This window comes from Calditrichota bacterium, from assembly GCA_014359355.1.
In the GTDB taxonomy this organism is placed as follows: Bacteria; Zhuqueibacterota; Zhuqueibacteria; order JANLFK01; family Oleimicrobiaceae; genus Oleimicrobium.
Window position 1 is genome coordinate 1 of record JACIZP010000071.1, and the last position, 4,366, is coordinate 4,366.

At 62.6% G+C, this 4,366-nt stretch carries 5 protein-coding genes; all 5 read right to left on the reverse strand.

Annotation, left to right across the window (positions count from 1 at the left end; translation table 11 throughout):
* Positions 1-704, reverse strand: a 704-nt coding sequence (locus H5U38_03145) for an NAD-dependent deacylase (GenBank protein ID MBC7186010.1), incomplete at its 3' end; no start/stop codon positions are given.
* Positions 679-1,236, reverse strand: coding sequence for a Gx transporter family protein (locus tag H5U38_03150; GenBank protein MBC7186011.1), 558 nt, complete (start codon positions 1,234-1,236; stop codon positions 679-681). The genes H5U38_03150 and H5U38_03145, both read right to left, overlap by 26 nt.
* A gap of 4 nt (positions 1,237-1,240) precedes the next feature.
* Positions 1,241-1,642, reverse strand: a complete 402-nt coding sequence (locus H5U38_03155) for a NusG domain II-containing protein (protein MBC7186012.1) — start codon at positions 1,640-1,642, stop codon at positions 1,241-1,243.
* A gap of 30 nt (positions 1,643-1,672) precedes the next feature.
* Positions 1,673-3,979 carry a tetratricopeptide repeat protein gene (locus H5U38_03160; protein ID MBC7186013.1) on the reverse strand — a complete coding sequence of 769 codons (2,307 nt, stop codon included), beginning with the start codon at positions 3,977-3,979 and terminating at the stop codon, positions 1,673-1,675.
* The coding region (locus H5U38_03165) for an adenylate/guanylate cyclase domain-containing protein (protein MBC7186014.1) at positions 3,957-4,366 on the reverse strand (410 nt) is incomplete at its 5' end. The genes H5U38_03160 and H5U38_03165, both read right to left, overlap by 23 nt.

Sequence of the window (4,366 nt, forward strand, 5' to 3'; positions counted from 1 at the left end):
CCCGACTTGCCCTGAATCGCTTCGTGGACAACTGCACTCAGGGGCGTCAGCTCGAAGTTGACTTCGACCACGTATGCGCCATTGCTTTTCGATTCGAGCGGAAGCGAGGCCGCGGGGTAAACCACTGCCGAGGTCCCGATAGAGAAAAACACCTCGGCACGGCGAGCTGCTGCCAGCGCCTGTTCCCACGTTTCCATGGGGAGCATCTCGCCGAACCACACCACATCGGGACGGAACAGACCTCCGCAGGCGCAGCGCGGCAAGCCGGACTGGGGGGTCACGTCCACATCCGCCACGATTGTGCCGCATGCGGTGCAGCGGTTGCGCATGATGTTGCCATGCAGTTCAAGCACGTTCCGACTGCCCGCCTTGCGGTGCAGGCCATCCACATTCTGGGTGATCAAAGAAAAGTCGGGAACCAGCGCCTCCAGTTCTGCCAAGGCAAAGTGGCCTGGGTTCGGCTGGATGTCGCGGATGATCGTGCGCCGGTACTGGTACCATTCCCAGACCAATTCGGGGTTACGTTGGAACGCCTCGAAGGTGGCCAGCTCCTCCGGACGAAACTTCCTCCAAAGGCCGTCTGGGCCACGAAAAGTGGGTACCCCACTTTCCGCAGACACGCCTGCTCCGGTGAGCACCGCCACCGAACGGGCTTGTCGCAAACGCGCGATCAGTTCATCAGAAAAGGCTGCCAGAGATCCCATTGCTTCCCTCGTGAACGACGGGCACGAAGCGTCGTCCATGGGTCAGGACCAGGTGGGCGAGCAGGCCCACCAGCACGCCGGTGAAAACCGCTGCCAGAAGCATTGCGGGCAACAGGAAGAAGAGCTCCACGCGCCGCACGATAAGCACGTAGGCCAGGCCGAGCTGGGCGACGTTGTGGCACGTCGCGCCGCAGACGCTTACTCCCACCACGCTCAACAGCTCCCGGCCAAAGTACTTGGCCATCGCCATTGCTACCACCGCCGCGATACCTCCTCCCAAGGAGAGCAAGAAAGTGGGGTTGAAAAGCGTGCCAATGAACAAGGCACCCACCACGACTCGGAGTACTGTCACCGCAGCAGCCTCTCGCGTGCCAAAGAGGTAGAGGGCGAGCAGTCCCGCGGTATTGGCAAGGCCTGGCTTCATCCACGGCAGCGGGCGCGGAATCAAGCTCTCGAACAGAAACAGGACAAGGCCCGTAGCGACAAGCAGGGCGCCGTAGACGATTCGCCTGTTGCCCAGCGTGTGCCTCAAAGCTCTATCCGATGATGGCATCGAACTGGTTGTGACGACGGCCCTCAATCCTGACCACCACCCGATTGGGCACGCATGCAATCACAGAGCCGGCTTGGCTGATCTTTCCGGTGTGCACGCAGATGTGCAAGTGGCAGTCAGAAGAACTTACCCACGCGGCGCCGCCTTGGATTTCCACCACCGTGGTCCCCACTGGCCCGCGCACCTCCAGGTGCCGCGCTTCGCGGAGTGAGCCGCGATAGACTTCGCGGTTGTCCGCCTCCACCACCACCGTTTCGCCCAGGGGGCGCAGCCTTTGCACCGCCGCAAAGCTCCCCGCACTCAGGGCCAGCAGAAGGACGATGAGCAGGCGGTCGGCAGGCGTGAACAGCCGCCCCAGGGTGTCGCCAGCTTTAGCACGTGCCACCTTCGCGCACCCTCCTCGGCCTGCCAGCTTCTATCGCGGCAAAGGGATCGTTTCCAGCGCCCTGAGCTGTTCCTGGGCTTTCTTCTTATACTCGCGCGCGCCGTTGTGGTTCGGATTGATTTCCAAGACTTTGTTCCAGAGCTCGATGGCGGAGCGATAGTCCTCTTCCGCGTACAGGGCCATGCCCCGGTTGAAGTACTCCTCGGCGAGGCTGGCCATGCGCTCCTGGCACTCCTTGATTCCCCTTTTTGCTCCCGCGTGTGAGGGGTCGGTCTCTACGACCTGGGTGAAAAGGCGGAGAGCCTCAGCCAGGTTGCCTTTGGCCATCGCCTGTTGCGCCTGGTCCACGAGTTTCTGAACCCCGAGGAGGTCGCCGACCTTCTTGCGCATGGCGAGCGCACCCGCATGTTCCGGCCTGTACGACAGGGCTTTGCCGAATTCGCTGAGAGCGGCCGCATAGTCCTGCGCCTCGAAATACGCCATGCCTCGCGCATAGGATTCGTCCGCCAAGCGATTGATTGCCTGTTGACTCAATTGCAGAAAGCGCGAAGCCTCCTGATGCTGGGGATCGAGCTGCAGCACCTGACTGAGCAGGCGCCGTGCCTCTGCATAGTCCCCCCGGCGGTAGGCAGCAGTACCGGCCGCCAGCCGCGCGTTGATGTGCGCCGCAACCCGCTCGCCAAGCCGCTTCACCCCCAAGGCCGCAGACTGGTTATCTGGATCCAGGCTCTGCGCCTGTCGATACTTTGTGTAAGCACGCAGGTACTCGTTGTAGCGTTCCGCCCGAATGGCGTCCGCCAGGAGGGCTTCAACCTGCTTCTGTTGCCGCCCCAGTTCGGTGAGCACCTCCTGGAGCAACCGCTGCGCGCCGGCATGCTCGGGCTCGTATGCCAAAGCCTGCTCCAACTCCTGCTTGGCTTCCTTGACCTTGCCATCGCTGAGCAGGGCGTGGCCTCGCAGATAGTGTTCTCGAGCGCGGTCGCGATTGAGCGATTGCAATCTGTTCAAGTAGGAGAGCGCTCCCTGGTGGTCCTCCTGGACGAGCAGAATGGTCTGGAAAATTTCTCTGGCTTTATCCAGGTCGTTTTTCTCGAAGCTCTCTACGCCGCTGGCATAGAGCTGATCCACATAGACGTTCACGCGCGGCTTGAGTGCCTGCACATTGCGCAGGGCAATGGGATGCGTCGGGTCCAGGCGCAGCACCTTGAGGTAAGTGACCGTGGCGTTGAGGAGCCATCCCTTGTCCTCCAAGCGCTGCGCCACCTGCAGCAGGGAGTCGATGGTGCGGTCCTGTTGCAGGACCAGCGTGCGCAGACTGTCGGCCAAGACGATGGCACTCTGCTCGTCGAGCCCGTAAGCAAGGGCGTTGTCTAAGTCGCGCGATGCCTGGCGGAGGTTGCCGCTTTCTAAGGCGCGGGTGGCGCGTTCATAGGAACGCGCAGCAAGTGTCTGTGCGTCCTCGCCGATGCCCACGGAGAAAGATGCAAACACGCGTTGCTCGCGCGTGGAATAGGCGATGGCCACGTCGAGGTTCCGCCAGCGCAACGCAGCGCCAAGCCCCCAGGTGAGCTCTTCGCAGTATTGCACGCCAGTCTGCAGGCGAAGTATGCCGTACGGGGACCACTCGATCCCCAGGTGCGTGGACTCGGGGCCGCGCTGGACGTGGTGCGCAAAATGCAAAGCAGGAATCGCACCGCCGGGATGGAATGCCGCTCCGATGCGCAGCTGGTGGTCGATGTCGCTCAGCACCAAAGGGATATTGTGCGCAGCGAGCGAAAAGGTGTATTTCCCTGCCAGAGCGCGGCTCAGTTTGCCGGAGCTTGGCGAAGAGGCCGCGCCGGCCCCTGGTCGCCAGACAATGCCTAAGCCGGCGGTGGGCCAGGACTCGGTCCCCTTGGTCAAGAGACTTACGCTGGTGCCGAAGGAGAGGCTCTTCCCCAGACGGCGAGCCCAGCCGAGGGAGCCGAAATCGTACGCCTCGGTCCCCACACCTGCTCGGCCCAGGCCGAAACCAATTCCTGTGCGAGGCGGTTGGAACAGCGAACCGCCGACGTACTCCACCGCGAACCTCCCCGGCGTCGAGAGGGTGAGTCTGGTTTCCGTGAGCTGGGCCAGCGCGGCAGGATTCCAGAAGATGGCGGTGGCGTCCAGCGGGTCGTTCACCAGCGAGCCGCCCAAGGCCTGCGCCCGGGGACCTGGCCGAAACTGCAGCAGCTGGCGTTGCGCTCGCACCTCGGGAGCCATGGCAAAAAGGAGCAATAGCCCCAGCGCTGCCGCCGGGAACGAAAGTGCGCCGCGATGCTTGGCTGGGCGATCAGAGGACGATGGCGCGGTCATAGTCGATTTCAAAGACCTCAATGGGGTCCTTCTTGCCCTTCACCTGGAGGGGCGCAAGCTTTGCGAGCGGGTAGCTCCCCGACAAACTGTGCACGAGATTCGCCGATGTGATGATTTGTCCCGGCCTGGCGAGGGCACACAAGCGGCTGGCCACATTCACCACGTCGCCGATGACCGTGTAATCCATCCTGCTGGTGGAGCCCATATTTCCCACTACGGCCGGGCCGTCGTTGAGGCCGATGCCCACTTCAAACACCACTTGGCCACCGCGCGCCCGTTTGGTGTTCAAGGTGCGGATGGCGCGTTGAATTTCTACGGCCGCGCGAATGGCATTGTCCGCCATATTCGGCCCCAAGAAGATAGCCATCACCTGGTCGCCCATGAACT